At 67.8% G+C, this 19,674-nt stretch carries 19 protein-coding genes and 1 tRNA gene; 8 read left to right on the plus strand and 12 right to left on the minus strand.

Translation table 11 applies throughout. The features are described 5' to 3' along the window. Positions 1 to 71: 71 nt before the first annotated feature. Positions 72 to 965: a MaoC/PaaZ C-terminal domain-containing protein gene (locus GVL12_RS03135; protein ID WP_159911188.1), complete on the minus strand. Its 894-nt coding sequence runs from the start codon at positions 963 to 965 to the stop codon at positions 72 to 74. Positions 966 to 978: 13 nt separating this feature from the next. Next, positions 979 to 1,893 (minus strand): SDR family NAD(P)-dependent oxidoreductase, encoded by a 915-nt coding sequence (locus tag GVL12_RS03140; RefSeq protein ID WP_200843458.1) that lies wholly within the window; start codon positions 1,891 to 1,893, stop codon positions 979 to 981. Between the two features lie 262 nt (positions 1,894 to 2,155). Between GVL12_RS03140 and GVL12_RS03145 the strand changes: the two genes are divergently transcribed. From GVL12_RS03145 to GVL12_RS03165, 5 genes are all read left to right on the plus strand, one after another. Next, positions 2,156 to 3,052: a MaoC family dehydratase N-terminal domain-containing protein gene (locus tag GVL12_RS03145; protein ID WP_159911189.1), complete on the plus strand. Its 897-nt coding sequence runs from the start codon at positions 2,156 to 2,158 to the stop codon at positions 3,050 to 3,052. 63 nt (positions 3,053 to 3,115) lie between these two features. Beyond that, positions 3,116 to 4,282, plus strand: coding sequence for an acyl-CoA dehydrogenase family protein (locus tag GVL12_RS03150; RefSeq protein WP_159911190.1), 1,167 nt, complete (start codon positions 3,116 to 3,118; stop codon positions 4,280 to 4,282). A 43-nt stretch (positions 4,283 to 4,325) separates the two neighbouring features. After that, the gene (locus tag GVL12_RS03155; protein ID WP_159911191.1) at positions 4,326 to 5,522 is read left to right on the plus strand and encodes a CaiB/BaiF CoA-transferase family protein; all 1,197 of its coding nucleotides are present in this window, start codon (positions 4,326 to 4,328) and stop codon (positions 5,520 to 5,522) included. 42 nt (positions 5,523 to 5,564) lie between these two features. Then, positions 5,565 to 6,911, plus strand: coding sequence for an MmgE/PrpD family protein (locus GVL12_RS03160; RefSeq protein ID WP_200843459.1), 1,347 nt, complete (start codon positions 5,565 to 5,567; stop codon positions 6,909 to 6,911). Positions 6,912 to 6,919: 8 nt separating this feature from the next. Then, positions 6,920 to 7,795, plus strand: a complete 876-nt coding sequence (locus GVL12_RS03165; RefSeq protein WP_159911193.1) for a CoA ester lyase — start codon at positions 6,920 to 6,922, stop codon at positions 7,793 to 7,795. 130 nt (positions 7,796 to 7,925) lie between these two features. On the opposite strand, the gene GVL12_RS03170 is transcribed toward GVL12_RS03165, so the two are convergent. The 3 genes from GVL12_RS03170 to serS form a co-directional block, all read right to left on the minus strand. Beyond that, the gene (locus tag GVL12_RS03170; protein WP_159911194.1) at positions 7,926 to 8,237 is read right to left on the minus strand and encodes a hypothetical protein; all 312 of its coding nucleotides are present in this window, start codon (positions 8,235 to 8,237) and stop codon (positions 7,926 to 7,928) included. Further along, positions 8,210 to 8,299, minus strand: a tRNA-Ser gene (locus GVL12_RS03175). The genes GVL12_RS03170 and GVL12_RS03175 overlap by 28 nt, the downstream gene beginning before the upstream one ends. A gap of 31 nt (positions 8,300 to 8,330) precedes the next feature. Next, positions 8,331 to 9,647: a serine--tRNA ligase gene (gene serS / locus GVL12_RS03180; RefSeq protein WP_159911195.1), complete on the minus strand. Its 1,317-nt coding sequence runs from the start codon at positions 9,645 to 9,647 to the stop codon at positions 8,331 to 8,333. Positions 9,648 to 9,786: 139 nt separating this feature from the next. Between serS and GVL12_RS03185 the strand changes: the two genes are divergently transcribed. Then, positions 9,787 to 10,452 carry an HPP family protein gene (locus tag GVL12_RS03185; protein WP_159911196.1) on the plus strand — a complete coding sequence of 222 codons (666 nt, stop codon included), beginning with the start codon at positions 9,787 to 9,789 and terminating at the stop codon, positions 10,450 to 10,452. A gap of 29 nt (positions 10,453 to 10,481) precedes the next feature. Here GVL12_RS03185 and ispH read toward each other — a convergent pair whose 3' ends face one another. Together ispH and GVL12_RS03195 are read right to left on the minus strand one after the other, a co-directional pair. Then, positions 10,482 to 11,477 (minus strand): 4-hydroxy-3-methylbut-2-enyl diphosphate reductase, encoded by a 996-nt coding sequence (gene ispH / locus GVL12_RS03190; protein ID WP_159911197.1) that lies wholly within the window; start codon positions 11,475 to 11,477, stop codon positions 10,482 to 10,484. 3 nt (positions 11,478 to 11,480) lie between these two features. After that, the gene (locus tag GVL12_RS03195) at positions 11,481 to 11,966 is read right to left on the minus strand and encodes a peptidylprolyl isomerase (RefSeq protein ID WP_119558831.1); all 486 of its coding nucleotides are present in this window, start codon (positions 11,964 to 11,966) and stop codon (positions 11,481 to 11,483) included. Positions 11,967 to 12,078: 112 nt separating this feature from the next. On the opposite strand from GVL12_RS03195, the gene radC reads away from it, so the two are divergent. Beyond that, complete coding sequence (gene radC, locus GVL12_RS03200; protein ID WP_159911198.1) at positions 12,079 to 12,792, plus strand: DNA repair protein RadC; 714 nt, start codon at positions 12,079 to 12,081, stop codon at positions 12,790 to 12,792. Between the two features lie 90 nt (positions 12,793 to 12,882). Continuing rightward, positions 12,883 to 13,536 carry a Smr/MutS family protein gene (locus GVL12_RS03205; protein WP_235033790.1) on the plus strand — a complete coding sequence of 218 codons (654 nt, stop codon included), beginning with the start codon at positions 12,883 to 12,885 and terminating at the stop codon, positions 13,534 to 13,536. 4 nt (positions 13,537 to 13,540) lie between these two features. On the opposite strand, the gene GVL12_RS03210 is transcribed toward GVL12_RS03205, so the two are convergent. From GVL12_RS03210 to apbC, 5 genes are all read right to left on the minus strand, one after another. Then, a complete protein-coding gene (locus tag GVL12_RS03210; RefSeq protein WP_159911200.1) occupies positions 13,541 to 14,539 on the minus strand; it encodes a M48 family metalloprotease in 999 nt (332 codons plus the stop codon). A gap of 21 nt (positions 14,540 to 14,560) precedes the next feature. Beyond that, positions 14,561 to 15,151, minus strand: a complete 591-nt coding sequence (locus GVL12_RS03215) for a LemA family protein (protein WP_235033791.1) — start codon at positions 15,149 to 15,151, stop codon at positions 14,561 to 14,563. A 91-nt stretch (positions 15,152 to 15,242) separates the two neighbouring features. Further along, entirely contained in the window at positions 15,243 to 15,647 is a 405-nt protein-coding gene (locus GVL12_RS03220; RefSeq protein WP_159911202.1) for a group II truncated hemoglobin, read from the minus strand. A gap of 91 nt (positions 15,648 to 15,738) precedes the next feature. Further along, a complete protein-coding gene (locus tag GVL12_RS03225; RefSeq protein WP_159911203.1) occupies positions 15,739 to 18,261 on the minus strand; it encodes an ABC transporter permease in 2,523 nt (840 codons plus the stop codon). 299 nt (positions 18,262 to 18,560) lie between these two features. Then, complete coding sequence (gene apbC, locus GVL12_RS03230; RefSeq protein WP_159911204.1) at positions 18,561 to 19,652, minus strand: iron-sulfur cluster carrier protein ApbC; 1,092 nt, start codon at positions 19,650 to 19,652, stop codon at positions 18,561 to 18,563. Positions 19,653 to 19,674: the final 22 nt, after the last annotated feature.

The following is a 19,674-nucleotide window of genomic DNA, read 5'->3' on the forward strand; positions in this document are numbered from 1 at the left end:
TTGCAGGATTGATGAACCAATGCGGCTGCGGCGCTTCACCCTGAAGCGCCGACAGCCTGGTGATGGAAGATTCACGCGAGCTCGGCAAAGCCGTGGCTCAGCACCAGCTTGTCGCGCTCCAGCACGCGGGCGCGCAGCTGCAGCTGCAGCGGCTGGCCCGGAATGCGCCAGATCTCGGTGACCAGCGTCTCGCCCGGATACACCGGCGCGGCAAAGCGGATATCCAGCGCCTTCAGGCGCGCGGGATTGTGGTCGCAGCACTGGCGCAGCACCGCATGCGCCACCAGGCCATAGCTGGCCAGGCCGTGCAGGATGGGGCGCTCGAAGCCCGCCTTGCGCGCCACGGCCGGATCGGCGTGCAGCGGGTTGAAGTCGCCCATCAGCCGGTACAGCAGCGCGGCCTCGGGGCGGATGACCTGGGTGTCGGTGAAATCGGGCGCGCGGTCCGCGGGCGTGGGCTGCAGCGCGGGCAGCGGCGCATCGCTGGGCTGGCCGCCGCCTTGCAGGCTGTAGCCGCCGTCGCCGCGCAGAAAAGTCACCTGCTGCACCGTGGCCAGCAGTTCGCCGTCCGTGGTTTCCAGCCGGCGCTCGGTCACCATGATGGCGCCCTTGCCCTCGCCCTTGTCGGTCAGGTGGGTGATGCGGTTGTGGCCCACCACCTCGGCACTGGCCGGCAGCGGACGGTGCAGCCGCATGCGCTGCTCGCCGTGCAGCAGCCTGACCCAGTCGATGCCGGTATCCGGTTCACGCGCCCAGAAGCCGGGAAAGCCCAGCACCACGGCCTGCGAAGGCAGGGCCTGCAGGCCGCCCGCAGCGCCTTCATAGACGAAGGCCTGGGCCTTGTCGTCCAGCGGGTCGTTGCCCAAGCCAAGGCTGAGCGCATACAGCACGGTGTCGCGCTCGCTGTAATGCTGGCGCACGGGCGCGAAGACGCGCTGCTTGAGAGACGCATAGGAGATGGCCATGGCCGCCACCTGCTCAGACCGGGTCCCAGCTGAACACATCGCCCGAGCGCTCCAGCGGCACGAACGAGCGCTGCAGCGCGGGCATGCCGTGCTCGGCGATGCCCTGGGCGGTCCAGCCTTCGCTGCGGTGCACCGAGCGCACGGGGCGCGGCTGGCTCATCAGGAAAATCTCGTTATTGCGCACGGTGAACACCTGGGCGTTCACGTCCCTGGCCTGGTCGGACAGCAGGTACACGGCCAGCGGCGCGATCTTGTTGGGCGTCATCTGCTGGATCTTGGCCACGCGCGCCTGCTGCTCGGGCGTGTCGGTGGGGATGGAGCCTATCATGCGGCTCCAGGCAAAGGGTGCAATGCAGTTGGAGCGCACGTTGAACTTCTGCATATCCAGCGCGATGGACTTGGACAGCGCCACCAGCGCCAGCTTGGCAGCGCTGTAGTTGGCCTGGCCCAGGTTGCCGATCAGGCCCGAAGTGGACGTCATGTGCACCATCGCGCCGCTTTCCTGCTCCTTGAAGTGGTTGGCGGCGGCGCGGCTCATGTAGTAGCTGCCGTACAGGTGCACCTTGATCACGGCGTCCCACTCGTCCAGGCTCATCTTGTGGAAGAAGCGGTCACGCAGGATGCCGGCGTTGTTCACCACGCCGTCGATGCGGCCGAACGTGTCCACGGCGCAGGCAATGATGCGCGCGGCGCCGGCAGCTTCGCAAACGCTGTCCGTATTGGCCACGGCCTGGCCGCCCAGGGCCTTGATCTCCTCGACCACCTTTTGCGCGGGGCCGGCGTCCGTGCCTTCGCCGGTCGTCGACGTGCCGATGTCGTTGACCACGATCTTCGCGCCTTCGGTGGCCATGGACAGTGCCATGTCACGGCCAATGCCGCCGCCGGCGCCGGTGACTACAACTACTTTGCCTTCTAGCATCTTGCTCATGTCAGTCCTTGCGGTTGTGCCCGGGTGATTCCGGGTCATTGCTGGCAAGCATGCCGCCAGCCGCCGGGATCGCCAATTCGGGATTCGCAAGGATGGTGTTCGGAAACGTGGAAGTTCCCCCTGGTCCGGGGCCTGCACAGGCCGCGGGGCCTGAATTTCCAAGGGTTAACACCTGCGGCGCACCCCCGTCTTCACCGAAGGCTAAGGATACGTTTCAATTTCTCAGATTGCGTGCACCGGCATTGCCAGCGAGCATGCAGCCATGCACTCCGAAAATGTCCTATCCGCAGCTTCCCTGACGCCGCAGCAGATCGCTCTGCTGCAGTCCTGGGTTGGCAAGACCGAGACCTTGAGCGACCGAATCAGCGCCCATGCAGTGGGCGCTTTCAGCGCCATGCTCGATCGCAACGATCCCCCGCCGCAACCGGCAGACGCGCTGGCGCCGCTGTGGCACTGGATGAATTTCGTGCCCGTGGCACCGCAAAGCCAGCTGGGCGCGGACGGCCACCCGGCGCGCGGCGGCTTTCTGCCCCCCGTGCCGCTGCCCCGGCGCATGTGGGCCGGCAGCCGCGTGCAATGGAACCCGGACAACCCGCTGCGCGTGGGCGAAGCCGTGCAGCGCACATCGCGCATCCTGTCCGTCGAGCACAAAAAAGGCCGCTCGGGTGAACTGCTGTTCGTGCAGTTGCACCATGCGTCGGGCAATGCCCGCGGCGTGGCGGTGACCGAGGAACAGGACATCGTCTACCGCGGCGCGGCGCAGCCGGGCGAGCCCGCGCCCCTGCCCACGGCCGCCGAGACCAGCGCCGCCTGGGTGCGCCAGATCACGCCCGATCCGGTGCTGCTGTTTCGCTACTCGGCGCTCACTTTCAACGGCCACCGCATCCATTACGACCGCAGCTACGCCACGCAGCAGGAAGGCTATCCCGGCCTGGTCGTGCACGGGCCGCTGATCGCCACCTTGCTCATCGACCTGCTGCGCCGCAACGCCCCCGGCGCGGTGGTCACGGATTTCTCCTTCAAGGCCGTGCGCCCCACCTACGACCTCAACCCTTTCACCGTGCTCGGCCAGCCGTCACCTGACGGCAAGACCATCGCGCTGTGGGCCTGCGACCACGAAGGCTGGCTCACCATGCAGGCCACGGCAAAAATCCTCTGAAGCCCGGCGCCACCAGCTGCCCTGCCTGCGCCCTACCCGCCCTCTTGATTCCCGCAAACCGCCATGATCGAACAAACCAGCTCCAACAATTTCCACGATATCCGCGACGCCGTGCGCGCGCTGTGCGCCGAGTTTCCCGATGCGTATTTCCGCAAGATCGACGAGGAGCGCGGCTACCCCGAAGCCTTTGTCAATGCGCTGACCCAGGCCGGCTGGATGGCCGCGCTGATTCCGCAGGAATACGGCGGCTCGGGCCTGGGCCTGACCGAGGCCAGCGTGGTGATGGAAGAGATCAACCGCGCGGGCGGCAACTCCGGCGCCTGCCACGGCCAGATGTACAACATGAACACGCTGCTGCGCCATGGCAGCGAAGCGCAAAAGCAAAAGTACCTGCCCCGCATCGCCAGCGGCGAATGGCGCCTGCAGTCCATGGGCGTGACCGAGCCCACCACCGGCACCGACACCACCAAGATCAAGACCAGCGCTGTCAAGAAGGACGGCCGCTACGTGATCAACGGCCAGAAGGTCTGGATCAGCCGCGTGCAGCACAGCGACTTCATGATCCTGCTGGCGCGCACCACACCGCTAGCCGAAGTCACGAAGAAGAGCGAAGGCATGTCCATCTTCATGGTGGACCTGCGCGAAGCCGAGAAAAACGGCATGACCGTGCGCCCCATTCTCAACATGGTCAACCACGAGACCAATGAGCTGTTCTTCGAAAACCTGGAAATCCCCGAAGAAAACCTCATCGGCGAAGAAGGCAAGGGCTTCAAGTACATCCTCGACGGCCTCAACGCCGAGCGCACGCTGATCGCCGCCGAGTGCATAGGCGACGGCTACTGGTTCATCGACCGCGTGACCCAATACGTGAAGGAGCGCCAGGTGTTCGGCCGCCCCATAGGCCAGAACCAGGGCGTGCAGTTCCCCATTGCCGACGCCTTCATCGAAGTCGAAGCGGCGAATCTGATGCGCTGGAAAGCCTGCGAGATGTTCGACGCCCACCAGTCCTGCGGCGCCCAGGCCAACATGGCCAAGTACCTGGCGGCCAAGGCCAGCTGGGAAGCGGCCAACGCCTGCCTGCAATTCCATGGCGGCTTCGGCTTTGCCTGCGAATACGACATCGAACGCAAGTTCCGCGAAACGCGCCTGTACCAGGTCGCGCCCATCTCCACCAACTTGATCTACTCGTTTGTCGCCGAGCATGTGCTGGGCCTGCCGCGCTCGTTCTGAGCCGCAACGACACCGCAGCCCGCCCACTCCACTGGAGACTTCCATGACCCGACCCTTGGATGGCATCACCGTCGTCTCGCTGGAACATGCGGTGGCCGCGCCGTTCTGCACCCGCCAGCTGGCAGATCTGGGAGCGCGCGTCATCAAGATCGAGCGCCCCGGCAGCGGGGACTTCGCGCGCGGCTACGACCAGCGCGTCAACGGCCAGTCCTCGCATTTCACCTGGCTCAACCGCAACAAGGAAAGCCTGGCACTGGACGTCAAGCAGCCGCAGGCCCTGGCCGCGCTGCTGCAGTTGCTGGCCACGGCCGATGTGCTGGTGCAAAACCTCGCGCCCGGCGCGGCCGCGCGCATGGGCCTGTCCTACGAAGCGCTCAAGGCACACAATCCCAAGCTCATCGTCTGCGACATCAGTGGCTACGGCGCCGACGGCCCCTACCGCGACAAGAAAGCCTACGACCTGCTGATCCAGAGCGAGGCGGGCTTCCTGTCCGTCACCGGCACGCCCGAGACACCCAGCAAATCCGGCATCTCGGTGGCCGACATCGCGGCCGGCATGTACGCCTACTCCAACATCCTGTCGGCACTGCTGCTGCGCGGCAGGACCGGCGAAGGCAGCCACATCGACGTGTCCATGCTTGAAGCCATGGGCGAGTGGATGAACTACCCGCTGTACTACGCCTATGAAGGCGCGGCGCCCCCGCCGCGCACGGGCGCTTCGCACGCCAGCATCTACCCCTACGGCCCCTTTGCCGCCGGCGATGGCGCCACCGTGATGCTGGGTCTGCAAAACGAGCGCGAATGGACGGCGTTCTGCGCCCTGGTGCTGCGCGCGCCCGCACTCGCGACCGACCCGCGCTTTGACAGCAATGCCCGGCGCAACGCAAACCGCCAGGTGCTGCAGGACGAAATCCTGCGCATTTTCAGCCACCTCACGGCCGCCCAGGTGGTGCAACGCCTGGACGAAGCCGGCATTGCCAACGCCCAGGTCAACGACATGGCCCGGCTGTGGGCCCATCCGCAACTGCAGGCCCGCAATCGCTGGCGCACCGTGGCCACGCCCGCAGGCGAGGTCCCCGCGCTGCTGCCGCCCGGAGTGAACAGCGCTTTTGACTACCGCATGGACGCCGTGCCCGCCGTAGGCCAGCACAACTTCGCCATCCTGGCCGCACTGGGCTGGACGCCCGCGCAGATCCAGGCCCTGCAACCCGAAACACCAGAAAGTGTGCTGGCAGCGTAATTCCTGCCCGCCCGAAAGACGCCCATGAAACCCGAAAACGCCATGACGCTCCATCCCCTGGCCGCGTTCGCCGCCCAGCTGCGCTGGGAGGACGTTCCCGCCGCCGTGCAACGCCGCGCCGAAGACCTGTGGGTGGACTGGTTCGGCTCCGTGCTCGCCGGCCAGAGCGCGCGGCCCGTGCAAAGCCTGGCGCGCTTTGCGCTCTCGCAAGGCCCATGCGCCGGCCCCTGCGAAGTCATAGGCCACAGCGCCACCACTTCGCCGATGATGGCCGCGCTGGCCAATGCCGCCGCTTCGCATGTCGCCGAACAGGACGACGTGCACAACGGCGCGGTGTTCCACCCCGCGGCCGTGGTGTTTGCGCCCGCCGTGGCCGTGGCGCAAAGCATTGGCGCCAGCGGCGCGCAGCTCATGGCCGCCTGCGTCGTGGGCTACGAAGTGGGCATACGCGTGGGGGAATTCCTGGGACGCAGCCACTACCGCATCTTTCACACCACGGCCACCGCCGGCACGCTGGCTGCCGCCGCCGCCGTGGGCCGTCTGCTGGAACTCACTCCCGGGCAGATGCAGCATGCCTTCGGCTCGGCCGGCACGCAGTCGGCCGGTTTGTGGGAGTTCCTGCGCACCGCGGCCGACAGCAAGCAGCTGCACACGGCCCACGCTTCGGCCGCCGGACTGATGGCCGCCTACCTGGCCCAGGATGGCTTTACCGGCGCGCAGGACATCTTCACCGGCCCCCAGGGACTGGCCGCGGGAATGTCCACGGACGCCGACCCGTCCCGGCTCACCGACGGCCTGGGCACCCGCTGGGCCCTGGCGGAAACCAGCTTCAAATGGCATGCCTCCTGCCGCCACACCCACCCCGCGGCCGACGCGCTGCTGCAAGTCATGCGCGAGCACGGCCTGCAACCCGCGGACCTGGCCCAGGTCACCTGCCATGTGCACCAGGGCGCCATCGACGTGCTCGGCGCCGTGATCGCGCCCGCGACCGTGCACCAGTCCAAGTTCTCCATGGGCACGGTGCTGGGCCTGGCCGCGCGCTTCGGCCATGCCGGCTTGACGGAGTTCGACGCCCACTTTCTGGCGCCCGAAACCGTCGCCCTGCGCGAAAAGGTCAGCATGGTGCTGGACACCGAAGTCGACACGGCCTACCCCCAGCGCTGGATAGGCAAGGTCACCGTGCACACCCTTGACGGCCGCACGCTGCAAGGCCGCGTGGACGACCCCAAGGGCGACCCCGGCAACACGCTCACCCGCGAGGAGATCACCGCCAAGGCCCTGCGCCTGGCGGCCTACGGCGGCGCCGCATCCTCCGCACAGGCCGGGCAGTCCGTGCAGCACCTCTGGCAAGTGGCGCAGTGGCCCAAAGTAGAAAAACTGCTGAAGTGAAACACCCCATGCACGAACTCGCGCGCCAGGCCACTTCCTTTCTTTTTGTGCCCGCCACCCGGCCCGAGCGCCTGGCCAAGGCGCTGGACAGCGGCTGCGACATGGTCATCGCCGACTGGGAGGACGCGGTAGCGCCCGCCGACAAGGCGACTGCCCGTGCAGCATTGGCCCAGGCCGTGGCCGCGCTGCCCGTCCGGGTGCGCGCGCGCATTCTGGTGCGCATCAACGCCGAAGGCACGCCCTGGCATGAGGACGACCTCGCAGCGCTGGCCGCGCTGGTGGCCCGGGGCGTGGCCGGCGCCGTGGTCGCCAAGGCCGAGCGCGTCCAGACCCTGCATGCCGTGGCCCGGGCGGCGGGCGCGCAGGCGGCTTTGCTGCCCCTGGTGGAAAGCGTGGCCGGGCTGGATGCCGCCGATGCCCTGGCGGCGGCGCCACAGGTGGTGCGCCTGGCCTTCGGGCATCTGGATTTTCAGGTCGATGCGGGCATGGCCTGCGACAGCGAAGGCGCGGAGGACGAGCTGCTGCCCATTCGCATGGCCCTGGTGCTGGCTTCGCGCCGCGCAGGGCTGGGCGCGGCGGTGGACGGCGTGACCGTGGATACGCGCAATCCCGAGCGCATGGCCCGCGATGCGGCCCGCGCGCGGCGCATGGGCTTTGGCGGCAAGCTGTGCATACACCCCGCGCAGGTGGCCGTGCTGCATGCGGCCTTCGATCCCGATGCCAGCGCCGTGGCCCACGCCCGGCGCGTGCAACAGGCCTTGCAGGAGGCCGGCGGCGGCGTGTGCGTGCTCGACGGCCGCATGGTGGATGCGCCCGTACTGCAGCAGGCCTTGCAGACGCTGCAGCGCCATGCATGGGCGCAGGGGCGGCGCGCCGGAGGGTGAAATCTACCCCTTGCCGTTCGCCCTGGGCGAGGTAATCGAGACGAAGTCTCGCAAGGCGTGATCAAGAAGCAGCGGGGAGTGAGACCGGTTTCTTGAATACCGGGGCTTCGACGGGCGCGCCGAGCGGGGCTCAGCCCGAACGGAGTTTTCCATCGCGCCCTAAACTACCGCTCGCCCTGAGTCCTGAGCCCATCGAAGGATCGAAGGGTCGATATTTTGAGAGTAGGCCGCCCATAGTCAGCTGCTGTTTGCTCAAATCGAGGGCTTCCCAAGTCTTTGATTTATTTTGAAAATCTGTTTCTTGAGCGCCTGTCGAAGGCGCGTTTTCCGGCAGACCGCTGAAAGCAAAGCGCTTTCCTCGCGCCCAATGAAAAAAGCCTTGCAACTCATAGAGCTGCAAGGCTTTTCCAATTATGGCGGAGAGGGTGGGATTCGAACCCACGGTAGTATCGCTACTACGCCTGATTTCGAGTCAGGTACATTCGACCACTCTGCCACCTCTCCTGTGTCGAAGCATCTATTGTAGCACTGTTTTTCAGGGCTGCAGCAAAGTTTTGCCGCCCATGTACGGTTGTAGCGCTTCGGGCACGGTCACCGAGCCGTCGGCGTTCTGGTAGTTCTCGAGCACGGCCACGAGGCAGCGGCCCACGGCCAGGCCCGAGCCGTTCAGGGTGTGCAGCAGTTCGTTCTTGCCCTGGGCGTTCTTGAAGCGTGCCTGCAGGCGGCGCGACTGGAAGGCTTCGCAGTTCGACACCGAGCTGATCTCGCGGTAGTTGCTCTGGCCGGGCAGCCAGACTTCCAGGTCATAGGTCTTGGCCGCGCCAAAGCCCATGTCGCCCGTGCACAGGCTCATCACGCGGTACGGCAGGCCCAGCTTTTGCAGCACGGCTTCGGCATGGGCTGTCATTTCCTCGAGCGCTTCGTAGCTCTTGTCGGGATGCACGATCTGCACCATCTCGACCTTGTCGAACTGGTGCTGGCGGATCATGCCGCGCGTGTCGCGGCCATAGCTGCCGGCTTCGGAGCGAAAGCACGGGCTGTGGGCCGTGAGCTTGATCGGCAGATCGGCTTCGGCCACGACCTGGTCGCGCACGAAGTTGGTGAGCGGCACTTCGGCCGTGGGAATCAGGTACAGCGCCGCATGGTCGGGCACGGGCTCGCCGTCCTGGCCGCCCTTCTTGGCCGCGAACAGATCGCCTTCGAACTTGGGCAACTGGCCCGTGCCCTTGAGCGAGTCGGCGTTGACGGCATAGGGCACATAGCATTCGGTATAGCCATGTTCCTCGGTCTGCAGGTCGATCATGAACTGCGCGAGCGCGCGGTGCAGGCGTGCGATCGGGCCCTTCATCACGGTGAAGCGCGAACCCGAGAGCTTGACGCCCATGTCGAAGTCCAGGCCCAGCGGCGTGCCCACGTCCACATGGTCCCGGGCTTCGAAGTCGAACGCCTTGGGCGTGCCCCAGCGGCGCACTTCGACATTGCCCGACTCGTCGGCGCCCACGGGCACGCTTTCGTGTGGCAGGTTGGGCACGGCCAGCAGCATGGTCTGCAGCTCGCCCTGGATCTGCTCCAGGCGCGCGGCCGAGGTTTCGAGTTCGGACTTGATCAGCGCGACCTGGGCCTTGGCGGCTTCGGCGCCGTCCTTGTCGCCCTTGCCCATCAGCATGCCGACCTGCTTGGACAGCTGGTTGCGCTGCGATTGCAGCTCCTCGGTGCGCGTTTGCAGGCGCTTGCGCTCGGACTCGAGGGACTGGAAGGCCTCCACGTTCAGGAAAGCCTGGGGCTTTTTACGGGTTTCCAGCCGCGCGATGGCGGTGTCGAGGTCTTTGCGAAGGAGGAGGATGTCTAGCATAGAGCGCGATTCTAGTGGGCCACGGACAAGACCACAGAAATGCCGCCAGAGACTGACGCGCGCCAGGTGTCAAGCGGCGCTTAGCCATGTCAAGATCGCAGGCAGTCCGCCTTCCAACCAACCACGACATCAACCCACCATGTTCTATGTTCTAGGCCCCGACGGCCCTATCTATCGCGGCGGCCCGGCGCAGCTCGGCCAGATTGCGCCCGTGCGCCGCGTGCAGCGCCCCCAGGCCCTGCGCACGCGCAGCGCCGACACCAATGACATCGTCGATCAGGTGCTGCCGGAGCCGGCGCCCGCGCTGCCGCGCTCCGCCCAGGAAGCCGTCGCTGCCTATGCGGCGACGGAAAAAGGCCCGCAGCTCGAGCGCCAGCCGCTTGAATTGGTGCGCGACGTCATGACCCATGACGCGCTCACGGTGCCGGCCGACATGCGGGTCAACGACGCCTGGCAGATCCTGGCCGAACACCGCGTGGCGCAGGCGCCCGTGCTCAACGCCCAGGGACGCGTCGTGGGCCTGCTGCTGCGCGCCGACATGGCGCCGCTGGACCTGCTGCCCACGCCGGGCGCGGTGCAGGAGGCCATCGATCTGGCCAGACGCCCGGTCCACGCCGTGATGATCAGCCCCGTGCCGGCGGTCGCGGCCGATACCGCGCTGCGCCGCCTCGCGGGCGTGCTGCTGGACACCGGGCTGCCGGGCCTGCCCGTGACCGACGAGCTGGGCCAGCTCGCGGGCTTTGTCTCGCGCACCGACATCCTGCGCGCGGTGGCGGCCGACCCGCCGCTGGATCTGTGGAGCTGAAGCCGGGCGCGTGCACCCCGGCTGCGGCTTCAGTGGCCAGAGCCCAATTCAGGCGCCTTGCGCACTTCGATTTCGAGGCCCGTGGCGGCGTCGACCTTGAGGCCCTTGGGCAGCGGGAATTTCACCGTTTCCTCGATGCCGTTCATGCTGCGCACCGAGGTCGCGCCCAGCGCCTTGATGCGGTCTATGACTTCGCGCACCAGCACTTCGGGCGCCGAAGCGCCGGCCGTCAGGCCCACGCGCGCCACGCCGTCGAACCACGCTGGCTCGAGCTCCTGGGCGTTGTCGACCATATAGGCCCGCGTGCCCAGGCGCGCGGCGAGTTCGCGCAGCCGGTTGCTGTTGGAGCTCGTGGGGCTGCCGACGACGATCACCACGTCGACCTGCGGGCTCAGCACCTTGACCGCATCCTGGCGGTTCTGCGTGGCGTAGCAGATGTCCTGCTGCTTGGGCACGCGCACCTGGGGAAAGCGCGCGCGCACCGCAGCCATGATGGCGGCGGCATCGTCGACGCTGAGCGTGGTCTGCGTGACCACGGCCAGCAGCTGCGTCTGCGCGGGCCGGACCTTGGCGACGTCCTCGACTTCCTCGACCAGGTGGATGCCGTGGTCGAGCTGGCCCATCGTGCCTTCGACTTCCGGGTGGCCCTTGTGGCCGATCATGATGAACTCGTAGCCTTCCTTGGCGAGCTTGGCGACTTCGACGTGCACCTTGCTCACCAGCGGGCAGGTGGCATCGAAAATCTGAAAGCCCCGGCGCCTGGCCTCCTGCTGCACGGCCTGGCTCACGCCATGCGCGGAAAACACCAGCGTCGCGCCCGGCGGCACGTCGTCGAGTTCCTCGATGAAGATCGCGCCCCGGGTCTTGAGATCGTTGACCACGAACGTGTTGTGCACGATTTCATGGCGCACGTAGATAGGCGCGCCGAACTTGGCGATCGCACGCTCGACGATCTCGATCGCCCGGTCGACGCCGGCACAAAAGCCGCGCGGCTCGGCGAGCACGATTTCCTGGGGCTTGCTCATGGCTCAGAGCACCCCGATGATCTGCACCTCGAAGGTGACGGGCTGGCCGGCCAGCGGGTGGTTGAAGTCGAACAGCACCGCGCCGTCCTCGCGCACGCGCACCACGGCGCCGGCGTAGCTGCCCAGGCCGTCGGGCGTGGGAAACTGCACCACGTCGCCGGGCGTGTATTTTTCATACGGGTCGCCGAGCTCGTTCATGAGCTTGCGCGCCACCCATTGCTGCATGTCCGCGTTGCGCTCGCCAAACGCTTCGCCCGCGGGCAGCTCGAACGTCGTGCGCACGCCCTCTTCGAGGCCGATCAGGCGCTGCTCCACGGCCGGCGACAGTTCGCCCGCACCCAGCGACAGCGTCGCGGGTTTCTCGCCAAAGGTGTTGATCACATCGCCTGCCGGGCCGGCCAGGCGGTAGTGCAGGGTCAGAAACGATCCGGCCTGCACCGTGGGTACGGCAGTCTGCGAAGCCAAAGTGGGTTGTGCGCTAGATGTCATGAGAGTCCCGATAAACTGGGGTCTATTGTAGAAACCCGGCCATGCCCCCACGCGACGGCTTGCAGATGCCCCTTGGCAACCCCCGGCGGCATGGCCCGGCAGGAGCTGCGCCATGCCTCTCAAGGACCTGCCGCGCGATGCCCAGCCGCGCGAAAAACTGCTGGTTCGCGGCCCGGCCGCGCTCGCCGACGCCGAACTGCTGGCGATTGTGCTGCGCACCGGCATCGCGGGCAAGGGCGTGCTGCAGCTTGCGCAGGAACTGCTCGAAGCCCCGGGCCTGGACCCGGTCACCGGGCAGGTGCGCGGCGGTTTCGACGGCATTGCGGGCCTGCTGCAGGCGCGGCCCCAGGAATTGGCGCGCATCAAGGGCCTGGGCCCGGCCAAGCGCGCGCAGCTGCTGGCCGTTCTCGAGCTCGCGCGGCGCGCGCTGGCCCAGCGCCTGCGCGAGCGTGCGGTGTTCGACAGCCCGCAGGCCGTCACGCAGTACCTGCAGCTGCACCTCGCAGGCAAACCCCATGAGGTCTTTGCCGTGCTGTTTCTCGACCACCAGCACCGGCTGATCGCGATGGAGGAGATGTTCCGCGGAACGCTCGCGCAAACGAGTGTTTATCCCCGCGAAGTCGTGCTGCACGCGCTGCACCACCAGGCCGCGGCCGTGGTGCTGGCGCACAACCACCCCAGCGGCGGCGTCCAGGCCAGCCCCGCCGACCTGGCGCTGACCGAGGTCCTGCGCAGCGCGCTGGCACTGGTCGACGTGCGCGTTCTTGACCACATCATCGTTGCGCCGGGTGCGAGCCTATCGATGGCGCAACAGGGCTTGCTGTGACAGGTTGAGGACAAAAGCAGCGTGGTTCGCAGGGTATGAGGGAGCCTGCCCCGGCGCTTGCCCATATTCGGATAAAAACGCGCCATGCGCGTGAAATCCCTCCAAGACCTGCAACCGGTCCGCAAAGCCCTGGCAGCCGCGGCGCGCCAGGCCGCGCTGATCGCCGAGGAGCAGCGGCGCATCGCGCTGCGCCCGGCCACCGACCGTGCGCTGTTCCTGCAGGCCATAGGCGCCGTGCGGCCGCTGCGCCAGGCGGGCAACCGGCTCGCGCCGCTGCCCGGCAATGTGCTGCCCGTACCCCAGCAGCGGCTGCTCGACGAGCAATCGGTGCTGCGCGAAGCCATCAGCGACGAATTCGACGTCAGCACGCTGCTGCTGACCGACGACCAGCTGAGCTACCTGCGCCCCGGCATGGGCCAGGATGTCACGCACCGGCTGCGCGCCGGGCACTGGAGCATCCAGCGCCAGCTCGACCTGCACGGACTGCGCACCGACGAGGCACGCGAAGCGCTGGGGCAGTTCATCCGCCACGCCCAGCGCGACGGCGCGCGCTGCGTGCGCGTGGTGCACGGCAAGGGGCTGGGCTCGCCAGGGCGCATGCCCGTGCTCAAGGGGCGGGTCCACAGCTGGCTGGTGCAGAAGCAGGAAGTGCTGGCCTTCGTGCAGGCACGTCCGGCCGACGGCGGCGCGGGTGCGCTGGTCGTGCTGCTGCAGCCGCTGGTGCCACGCCACGGCGGCCGGTGACAGCTCAGCGCGGCTCGCGCCCCAGGCCCATTGGCGGCATCGCCCGGCCATAGATGCGCCGCACCCGGTCGGCAAGCGCCGGGTGGGTCGCCAGGCGCTCGGCCCAGCGGCTGCTGCCTTGCACGTCGACCAGCAGCATGTGCTGCACCGCATGGTGGTCCAGCGCGTACTGCCCGCGGCGCGGATCGTAGCCCGCGGCCTGGCGCTGGCCCATGACCTTGCGCAGCACGCCGCCCAGGCCGTCCTTGCTGCGCGTCCATTGCACGGCGCGCGCATCGGCGAGGTATTCGCGCTGGCGCGAGACCGCGGCCTTGAGCCAGCGCCCCGCGAGCCAGCCCGCGAAGCCCGCGCCCTTGATGGCCGAGCCGAACCACCACATCGCACCGCCGCGCTCGCACATGCTTTCGCCCAGCTGGTAGACCAGCTCCAGCCCGTAGACCATGCCCGCGAGCTGCATCTTCAGGCGCGTGTCGCCCTCGTGCAGATGGCTCAGTTCATGCGCGACCATGCCCTGCAGTTCCTCGCGGCTCAGATGGTCGAGCGCGCCCTGGGTCACGGCGATGATGGCGTCGTCCTCGTCCCAGCCGGCCGCGAAGGCATTGATCGCATCGGTGCGCGGCAGCACCATGGCCTGGGGAACGGCCATGTGCGCGGCAATGCACAGCTCCTGCACCACGTTGGCAAAGGTCTGCTCGGCCAGGCTGCGGTCGGGCCGCACTTCACGCGCGCCTATGCGCCGGGCCAGGCGCAGCCCGCCCGCGCGCAGCTGGTCGGTTTCGACCCACCAGCCGCCGAGCACCAGAAACAGCGTCATGCCGATGTTCACGGCCGCGAAGCCCGCGGGAAACGGCAGGTTGCCGCCCAGCACCCAGGACAGACCCAGCCAGGCGAGCACCAGGCCGCCATGCACGGCGGCCACGAGCACCAGCACGGCCAGCGCAAAGCACCACAGCAGCCGCGCGGTGGCGCTGCGCGCTTGTTCCTGATGGCGCCAGAATTTCATGCCAGGCCCGACCCGCGCAGGTCAGAAGCGCAGCTGCGGCACGGCGCGCTCGGCGTCGCTGGTCGTCGATTCGAGCATCGCGGCCTGGGCAAAACCCAGGCTGCGCGCGAGCAGCACTTCGGGGAACTGGCTGGCGCTGTTGTTGAACTCGAGCACCTGGTCGTTATAGGCCTGGCGCGCAAAGCCTATGCGGTTTTCGGTGCTGGTGATTTCCTCGCTCAGGCGCAGCATGTGGGCGTCGGCCTTGAGTTCGGGATAGGCTTCGCTGAGCATCATCAGCCGGCCCAGCTGCGCGCCCAGCACCGACTCGGCCTGCGACAGCAGGCCGATGGCAGCCGCATCGGCCGGCCGGGCACGCGCCTGGTCGGCAGCGCTGCTGGCCGCGCCGCGTGCGCGGATCACGGCTTCGAGCGTGCTCGCTTCATGCGCCATGTAGCCGCGTGCCACCTCGACCAGATTGGGCACCAGGTCGTGGCGCCGCTTGAGCTGCACGTCGATCTGCCCGAACGCATTGGCGATGCGGTTGCGTGCCACCACCAGCCGGTTATAGACCATGACCGCCCAGGCCACGACCGCCACTGCCACCACCACCACGACTGTCCAGCCGATCACGCCCATAGATGCTCCGGTACGGTTTGTATCAAACGGTTATTCACCCGATGGTAGCGGCTGCGCGCCAGTACGCAAGTGACGCTGTGGCCGCTCAACCGCCCTGATTTCTCATCCAGTCGGCCGTGCCCATGAAGCTGCTGGCCAGGCGCGCGCGCAGCACTTCGGGCACGCCGGTCTCGCGCATCGCCTGGTCCATGCAGGCCACCCACTGGTCGCGCTCGCGCACGCCGATCTTGAACGGCATGTGGCGCATCTTCAGGCGCGGATGGCCGAAACGGCTCTGGTAGTGGTCGGGGCCGCCCATCCAGCCGCAGAGAAACCAGAACAGCTTCTGGCGCGCGCCGTCGAGCTCCGGGCCATGGGCCGCGCGCAGTTCGGCATAGCCGGGCTCGAGGTCCATCAGGTCATAGAAGCGGTCGACCATTCTTTGGATCGCGGGCTCGCCGCCAATCCATTCGAAGGGCGTGTCAAAAGGCGGTTTTTCTTCAATCTGCATGGCGATCAGGCGCTGGCGGGCAGCGCGGTCAGGAAACGAAAGGCGTAGAGCCACGATTGTCCCGCAGCGCGCGGCCGGCCGCGCGCACGGGTCATTCCGCGGCCTGGCGCAGCGTGGTCATCACCGGCCGGCGCAGCACTTCGCGCAGGCCCCACCAGCCCGCGAGCCAGGCCAGCACGGCGCCGGCGAGCGCGCCGCCTATAGGCACCCAGGGCGATGCGTTCCAGGCGAAGTCGAACACATAGCGCGCCAGCGCCCAGCCCACGGCCATGGCCACGCAGCTCGCGAGAAAGCCGGCGAGCAGGCCCACGCCTGCGAGTTCGGCGCGCTGCACCTGGCGCAGCAGGCTGGCGCGCGCACCGACGGCACGCATGATCGCGTACTCGCGTGCGCGCTCCTCGCGCGTCGCCGTGACGGCCGCGAACAGCACCACCAGGCCCGCGGCCAGCGTGAAGATGAACAGGAACTCGACGGCGCGAATGACCTGGTCGAGCACCTGCTGCACCTGCGCCAGCGTGCTCGCCATGTCGACATTGGTGATGTTGGGAAACTGGCGCACCAGCGCGTTGTCGAAGCCCGGCGTCTGGGGCGCGCGGTAGGCCGCGAGATAGGTCACGGCCACATCGGGCAGTTGCTCGACCGGGTACATGGCGAAGAAGTTGGCGCGCATCGAGCCCCAGTCGACCTTGCGCAGGCTGGTGATGCGCGCCTCGTTCTGTACGCCGCCGATGTCGAACGTCAGCCGGTCGCCCAGCTTGAGGCCCAGCGCCTGGGCAATGCCCTCCTCGAGGCTGATCGCGTCCTTTTCGCCGGGCGTCCAGCGGCCCGCGACCACGGGGTTGTGCTCGGGCACCTGCTCGGCCGTGGACAGGTTGAATTCCCGGTCCACAAGCCGCTTGGCGCGGTCTTCGGCGTAGTCGTCGGGATGGACTTCGCGGCCGTTGACCTGCACCAGCCGGCCGCGGATCATCGGATACCAGTCATAGCGCGCCACGCCCTGGTCCTCGAGCAGTTGCTGGAAGTCCCTGGCCTGGTCCGGCATGATGTTGATGACGAAACGGTTCGGTGCGTCGGGCGGCGAAGCCGCGCGCCAGCTGCCGATCAGGTCGGTGCGCAGCAACACCAGCAGCACCAGCGCCAGCAACCCCACGGCCAGGCTGCTGACCTGCAGCACGGCATACACGGGCCGCGCCGAAATCTGGCGCGTGGCCAGCACCAGCCAGCGCGGCGCCGTCGATTCGTTGACCAGCCGCCGCAACAGCTTGACGGCGAGCCAGGCCAGGCCCGCGAACAGCGCCACCGCGCCGCCAAACCCGCCGACGGCGATCAGGCCGAGCTGGATGTCGCGGCTCACGGCCAGCAGCAGCGCCGCAAAGCCGGCCACGCCCAGCCCCAGCACCAGCCACGACGCCGGCTTGATCGCGCCCAGGTCGCGGCGCATGACGCGCAGCGGCGGCACCTGCGCGAGCTGCAGCACTGGCGGCAGGCCGAACGTGAACAGCAGCGTCATGCCCATGCCCAGCCCGTACACCACGGGCCACAGGCTGGGCGCGGGCAGGGCCGCATCGACCAGGCCCGACAGCAACTGCACGAACACATGGTGCACGCCATAGCCTATGGCCACGCCCAGCGCGCTCGAGAACAGCCCCACGAGCGCGAATTCAAAGGTGTAAGCGCCCGCTATTCGGCGCTGGCTCTGGCCCAGCACGCGCAGCATGGCCGAGGCATCGAGGTGGTCGTTGGCAAAGCCGCGCGCGGCCAGCGCCACGGCCACGGCCGACAGCAGCGCGGCGAGCAGGGCCACCAGGCTGAGGAATTTTTCGGCGCGCGCCAGCGTCTGGCGCATTTCGGGCCGGCCGCTGTCGAGCGACTCGATGCGCATGCCGTGCATTTCGCGCGCCAGCACGGCCTCGTCGGCCCAGGCCTGGAATTGCCGCACCGCCGCGTCTTCGCCGGCCACGGCCAGGCGGTAGGTCAGGCGGCTGGCGGGCTGGACCAGGCCGGTGGCCGCAAGGTCCTCGGCATTGAGCATCACGCGCGGCGCAAAGCTCATGAAGCCCGAGCCCCGGTCGGGTTCAAGCACCAGGATGCGCGCGATGCGCAGCGCGGAGTCGCCCAGCAGCAGCGGATCGCCCATGCGCAGATCCAATGATTCAAGCAGCGGTGCGTCAACCCAGACTTCGCCGGGCGCGGGAATCTCACGCGTGGTCTCGCCGGCCTCGCCCGGCGCGTTCGCAATGCGCAGCGATCCGCGCAGCGGGTATCCCGCGGGCACGCTCTTGAGCGCAACCAGCCGGCTCGCGCCGCCCTGGGCATCGGACGCGCGGCCCATGGTCGGAAAGCTCGCCGTGACCACGCTCTGCAGCTCCAGCTGCTGCGCGCGTTCGGCGAACAGCGCCGGCGGCGGGTTGTCGCTCACAACAACCACATCGCCGCCGAGCAGCTGGCGCGCATCGCGCTCAAGCCCGCCCTGCAGCCGGTCGGCAAAGAATCCCACGGCCGTGAGCGCCGCCACGGCGAGCGTCACGGCGACGATCAGCAGGCGCAGCTCGCCCGCGCGCACATCGCGCCACAATGTGCGCCACCCCAAAGCCCAAGCAGAAGATCCGTTCATGGCCGCAACGATAGCGGATCGCAGCGCATGGCAATAGGTGAAAGACCGCATGGGGAAATGCGCGGCCATCAAAAAAAGGCCCCCACGCTTGCCTCACTGCGTGTGGCTGCGCTGCCCCCCGAGGGGGCTGCTTTTTGTCTTGGGGCGGCCCGGCGACAAAAAAGGGCCCCCACGCTTGCCTCACTGCGTGCGGCTGCGCTGCCCCCCGAGGGGGCTGCTTTTTGTCTTGGGGCGGCCCGGCGACAAAAAAGCCGCCAGGGCAGACCATGGCGGCTGTGGATGCGTCAGGAAAAACCCGCTCAGGTATTTTTGCTGACCGTGATCGTCGGAAACTTGGAACTGAAGTCCTTGGCCTTGAGCGCGATCTTCACGGCCATGTCGCGCGCCACGCGCTTGTAGATCTGCGCGGCTTCGCTGTCGGGGTCGGCGACCACGGTGGGCTTGCCGCTGTCGGCCTGCTCGCGGATCTGCAGCGACAGCGGCAGCGCGCCCAGATAGTCCATGCCGTAGTCGGCGGCCATCTTCTTGCCGCCATCGGCGCCGAAGATGTGCTCCACATGGCCGCAGTTGGTGCAGACATGGGCGGCCATGTTCTCGACGATGCCCAGGATGGGAACGCCGACCTTCTCGAACATCTTGATGCCCTTTTTCGCATCGATCAGCGCGATGTCCTGGGGCGTGGTGACCACGATCGCGCCCGTCATGGGCACGCGCTGGGCCAGCGTCAGCTGGATGTCGCCCGTGCCCGGGGGCATGTCGACCAGCAGGTAGTCGAGGTCCTTCCAGTTGGTCTGGCGCAGCATCTGCTCGAGCGCCTGCGTGGCCATGGGGCCGCGCCAGATCATGGCTTCGTCCTGGTTCACGAGGAAACCGATGGACATGACCTGCACGCCGTAGTTCTCCAGCGGCTCCATGGTCTTGCCGTCGGTGCTTTCGGGCTTGCCCGTCAGGCCCATCATCATCGGCTGGCTGGGGCCGTAGATGTCGGCGTCCAGCAGGCCCACGCGCGCGCCTTCGGCGGCCAGCGCCAGCGCCAGGTTGGCAGCGGTGGTGCTCTTGCCCACGCCGCCCTTGCCCGATGAAATGGCGATGATGTTCTTCACCTGCGGCAGCAGCTCGACGCCGCGCTGTACCGAATGCGCGACGACCTTGCTGGTGATGCCCACCGAGACGTTGTCCACGCCGGCCACGGTCTTGGCGGCGGAGACGAACTGGCGGCGCAGTTCAGGCACGAGGCTTTTGGCGGGGTAACCGATCTCGACATCGAACGCCACATCCCCCGCGCTGATCTGCAGATTGCGCACGGCGCGCGCGCTGACGAAGTCCTTGCCGGTATGCGGGTCCAGCACGCTGCTGAGTGCGGCCAAAAGCTGTTGTTCTGTGACTGCCATTCTCGATTCACTCCTTTGGGGG

It is taken from the genome of Pantoea sp. 18069 (genome assembly GCF_902706035.1).
GTDB lineage: Bacteria > Pseudomonadota > Gammaproteobacteria > Burkholderiales > Burkholderiaceae_C > Comamonas.

Excerpts from the sequence above, each read along its gene's own strand:
- GVL12_RS03160 (WP_200843459.1), top strand. The coding sequence starts at position 5,565 with ATGACGCTCCATCCCCTGGCCGCGTTCGCCGCCCAGCTGCGCTGGGAG.
- GVL12_RS03145 (WP_159911189.1), top strand. The coding sequence starts at position 2,156 with ATGCACTCCGAAAATGTCCTATCCGCAGCTTCCCTGACGCCGCAGCAG.
- apbC (WP_159911204.1), bottom strand. The coding sequence starts at position 19,652 with ATGGCAGTCACAGAACAACAGCTTTTGGCCGCACTCAGCAGCGTGCTG.
- serS (WP_159911195.1), bottom strand. The coding sequence starts at position 9,647 with ATGCTAGACATCCTCCTCCTTCGCAAAGACCTCGACACCGCCATCGCG.
- GVL12_RS03210 (WP_159911200.1), bottom strand. The coding sequence starts at position 14,539 with ATGAAATTCTGGCGCCATCAGGAACAAGCGCGCAGCGCCACCGCGCGG.
- GVL12_RS03195 (WP_119558831.1), bottom strand. The coding sequence starts at position 11,966 with ATGACATCTAGCGCACAACCCACTTTGGCTTCGCAGACTGCCGTACCC.
- GVL12_RS03225 (WP_159911203.1), bottom strand. The coding sequence starts at position 18,261 with ATGAACGGATCTTCTGCTTGGGCTTTGGGGTGGCGCACATTGTGGCGC.
- GVL12_RS03155 (WP_159911191.1), top strand. The coding sequence starts at position 4,326 with ATGACCCGACCCTTGGATGGCATCACCGTCGTCTCGCTGGAACATGCG.
- GVL12_RS03150 (WP_159911190.1), top strand. The coding sequence starts at position 3,116 with ATGATCGAACAAACCAGCTCCAACAATTTCCACGATATCCGCGACGCC.
- ispH (WP_159911197.1), bottom strand. The coding sequence starts at position 11,477 with ATGAGCAAGCCCCAGGAAATCGTGCTCGCCGAGCCGCGCGGCTTTTGT.
- GVL12_RS03185 (WP_159911196.1), top strand. The coding sequence starts at position 9,787 with ATGTTCTATGTTCTAGGCCCCGACGGCCCTATCTATCGCGGCGGCCCG.
- radC (WP_159911198.1), top strand. The coding sequence starts at position 12,079 with ATGCCTCTCAAGGACCTGCCGCGCGATGCCCAGCCGCGCGAAAAACTG.
- GVL12_RS03135 (WP_159911188.1), bottom strand. The coding sequence starts at position 965 with ATGGCCATCTCCTATGCGTCTCTCAAGCAGCGCGTCTTCGCGCCCGTG.
- GVL12_RS03220 (WP_159911202.1), bottom strand. The coding sequence starts at position 15,647 with ATGCAGATTGAAGAAAAACCGCCTTTTGACACGCCCTTCGAATGGATT.
- GVL12_RS03165 (WP_159911193.1), top strand. The coding sequence starts at position 6,920 with ATGCACGAACTCGCGCGCCAGGCCACTTCCTTTCTTTTTGTGCCCGCC.
- GVL12_RS03140 (WP_200843458.1), bottom strand. The coding sequence starts at position 1,893 with ATGAGCAAGATGCTAGAAGGCAAAGTAGTTGTAGTCACCGGCGCCGGC.